The following is a 3,093-nucleotide window of genomic DNA, read 5'->3' on the forward strand; positions in this document are numbered from 1 at the left end:
TTCCGCCCCCCGGGTGCGGACCCGAAACACCCACGGCACGGGCTGCACCCTCTCTGCGGCCATCACCGCCCTCCTGGCCCAGGGGAAGCCCCTGGAGGAGGCGGTGGCCCAGGCCAAGGCCTACCTCACCCGGGCCCTAAAGACCGCACCCCCCCTAGGCCGTGGGCATGGCCCCCTCAACCACTGGGCCTAGCCTGGGCTGTTTTTTGCGATGGGGAAGGGCTGAACCGCCCTTTCTGCGCGAAAATCCGTGGGCCGCTGCTCCCGGGCTGGCTATGCTGCTCCCTGTATGACCGTGGTTGACATAATTAGCGAGTTCGTTAGGGAAATGGAGGAAATCGGCTTCTGGAGGGACTTCTGGCATGACCTGCGGGAGAGCCTTCAGCGGGGCCTCCTGCAGCAGGCCGACCCCGCCCGCTTCGCCTACGAGGAGGCCAGGCACCCCGCGGTGCTCCGGCTGGCCCTCGCCCGGGGCGTTGTGGAGTGGCCGGACTACCACCGCCTTCTGAGGGACTGCTACGGCCACTGCCAGGGGCTGGGGCTGGGGAAGAAGGACATCCACCTGCTCCTGAGGGAGGGTGAGCTGCTCGAGCAGGCCCTGGCGCTCTCCCCCGGCGCGGAGGCCGCCCACTACGCCCGTGCCGTGCGGCTGTTCCGCCAGGCTGGCGGGCGGGATAGGGCTTATCACCTCATCTTCAGGCTGGCCCGCCTTCTGGACTCCCGTCCTGTGGGGCCCCGCGAGGAGCCCCTGCTCCTCGAGGTGCTCCGCGCTGCCCTGCGGGAGGAGTACCCCGATGGAGAGCTGTTTGTCGCGGTGGCCCGGCACGTGCTGGACAGGGCGCTGCCCATAGCCCGCCGGGGCAAGCTTACCCTCACCGCCCTGAGCCGGCGCCTCAAGCCGAGGACCTTGTTCCCCGGCCTTCCCAGGGGCGTGCGGGAGCTGCTGGGGCTGGAGGAGATTCTCCAGGTGGGCCGGCAGATGAGGGTCTGCCTGTCCAGTCCCCGCGCCGCTGAGGGCCTTTGGGCCAAAATTCTCTCGGACCAGGGTCGCCTGCTTTTGCTCGAGCCCAGGCGGGGGCATGGGGCCCACCTGGCCCTGCTCGGCAGGGGGGAGGGGGGAGGCTGGCTTCTCCTGGAGCTCAGGGGTCCGGGGAACAGTGAACCCAGCACCTGGGCGAGGGGGCTGCTGCAGCGGTGTGTGCCTGAGCTGGAGCTGGAGGAGGGGTGTGGCTCAGCCGCCTGTTTTTAGATAGAAATGTCACGAGTGAGCAATCGTGAAAAAAATAACTTTCAACACGTGCAGGGGCCTACCCGACCACTGCCTGCGGGCTTCGCAGCTCCGGGGCCAGACTCAGCCCCTCCCTGCCCCCAGGGGTAGATTCCCTTCCAAGGTCTCCAGCTGAGCCCCGCTCGGGTGGAGCTTGTAGCGCACCTGGCGGGTCTGCACGACCTTGGTGTATCGCGGCGCCCAAGCAATACATCCAGGGCCAGCGCAGGCCACCAGGGTAGCCGCCTTTGGCGGCGCGGGGCTATTCTTCCCCGACGGACCAGACTACGGTCTGGTCGGGACTGCCGCCCCACCCCCCGGCTGTTCAAGGCCCAGCGCCTCCCAGGCCGCGATGGCCGCCGCCCGGTGGTGGGGCTCGCTCGGGGCCACGGTCAGCCGCTGGCCCAGGGCTCCGACGGCCAGCAGGGCCCGGGCCAGCCGCGAGGTCTCCTGCCGCTTCGCTGCCCATTCCATCAGGAAGACCGCCGGGAGCAGGGCCGGGATGCTCAGCCACGAGCCGGCGGCAATCAGGGGCAGCACCCACACAAACAGGTTGGTGCCGCAGTAGGGGCTCAGGACGGCCTGCCTTTCCACGGAGGCCTCGCTGACCTCCTCCTCGCGCAGCACCGCGTGCACCACCTGGTGCTCGGCCCCGTGGTAGCGCCGCCATTCCTGGATGCCCCTCCAGGCCTCCCGGCGCAGCTGGGGATGGAGCAGGACGGAGCCCCCCAGGAGGAGGAGCAGGGAGGGAACCAGCCAGGAAGGCGCATGCTGGATCAGGAAGAGGCTCGGGATGAAGCCGGCCGCGAAGCCCCACCGGACGGACTGCATCTCCCTCCGCTCGTCCTGCGAGGCCCTCCGGTCCCAGCCGACCAGCCACAGGGCCCAGAAGGCGAGGAGGGGGGCGAGGAGCCCGACCCAGGGACCCAGCAGGCGCAGGAAGCCCGGCAGGGGCCGGAGCAGGCTCCGGATCTCCCCCCCAGGGGCGCGGTAGCCCAGCGCCATGCGCCGCTCCGTCATCAGCAGAACACCGTTCCAAAGGCCCACACCAGCCACCAGACGCTCGTTCTCGCTCATAAGGGCCATTGTACGGAAGCCCCGGCCTGGCCGGGGGCCTGGATGAGGGGTAGCAGGGGATGGCCCTTATCCCCTCTCATCCCAGGGGTTTTCCAGGGAAAGGGGCAAACCCCGGAAATGGGCCGTGTTGCGGGTGACCGGGGTGAGCCCGTGGCGCAAGGCGGTGGCGACCAGCATGGCATCCAGAGGGGAGAGGGGATGGCCCTCTCGGAGGGATATCCCCGTAAGGCGACCCCAGATTTCCATCACCTCCCCATCCAGGGGTAGGATCCGACCGGCGAAGCCCCGCTTCACCCTCTGGACCCAGCCCTCCAGCGCCCTGCGGCGCGCCTCGGGCGCCCGCTCCACCCCCTGTACCGGCTTTACCCCGTCTTGGCCCCCGGGCCCGGACAGGCCGAGTCCGATCCCTGGGCTTGGTGGCAGGCTGTGGGTGAGGCCAGCCGGGCGGTGGCGGAGGCTTGTGCCCCTCGGGTACAGGCCATCGGCCTATCGGGCCAGATGCATGGCGTGGTGCTCTCAGATGCAGCTGGAGAGCCCCTGCGCCCGGCCATCCTTTGGGCTGACGGCCGGGCGACCGCTGAATTGCGCACCCTGCAGGCCCTCTCCCTGGCTCAGCGGCACCGGCTGGCCAACCCCCCGGCGGTAGGTATGGCCGCGTCCAGCCTGCTCTGGCTCAAAAAACACGAGCCGGCGCTCTACCGGAAGGCTCGCTGGGCCTTGCAGCCCAAGGACTGGCTGCGGCTGCTGCT

The 3,093-nt window shown here is 69.6% G+C and carries 5 protein-coding genes; 3 read left to right on the plus strand and 2 right to left on the minus strand.

The features are described 5' to 3' along the window. Together NZ849_RS06200 and NZ849_RS06205 are read left to right on the plus strand one after the other, a co-directional pair. A partial coding sequence (locus tag NZ849_RS06200; RefSeq protein ID WP_295405393.1) for a bifunctional hydroxymethylpyrimidine kinase/phosphomethylpyrimidine kinase occupies nucleotides 1-193 on the plus strand: 193 nt, incomplete at its 5' end. Between the two features lie 96 nt (nucleotides 194-289). Beyond that, a complete protein-coding gene (locus tag NZ849_RS06205; RefSeq protein ID WP_295405395.1) occupies nucleotides 290-1,249 on the plus strand; it encodes a hypothetical protein in 960 nt (319 codons plus the stop codon). A 303-nt stretch (nucleotides 1,250-1,552) separates the two neighbouring features. Here the strand turns inward: NZ849_RS06205 and NZ849_RS06210 are convergent, their stop codons facing one another. Both NZ849_RS06210 and NZ849_RS06215 read right to left on the minus strand, forming a co-directional pair. Further along, complete coding sequence (locus NZ849_RS06210) at nucleotides 1,553-2,344, minus strand: DUF1385 domain-containing protein (RefSeq protein WP_295405397.1); 792 nt, start codon at nucleotides 2,342-2,344, stop codon at nucleotides 1,553-1,555. Between the two features lie 66 nt (nucleotides 2,345-2,410). Continuing rightward, entirely contained in the window at nucleotides 2,411-2,692 is a 282-nt protein-coding gene (locus NZ849_RS06215) for a PIN domain-containing protein (RefSeq protein WP_295405399.1), read from the minus strand. Nucleotides 2,693-2,716: 24 nt separating this feature from the next. On the opposite strand from NZ849_RS06215, the gene NZ849_RS06220 reads away from it, so the two are divergent. After that, nucleotides 2,717-3,093: FGGY family carbohydrate kinase (locus NZ849_RS06220; protein ID WP_295405401.1), on the plus strand; the 377-nt coding region annotated here is incomplete at its 3' end.

This window comes from Meiothermus sp. (assembly GCF_025060375.1).
GTDB lineage: Bacteria > Deinococcota > Deinococci > Deinococcales > Thermaceae > Meiothermus.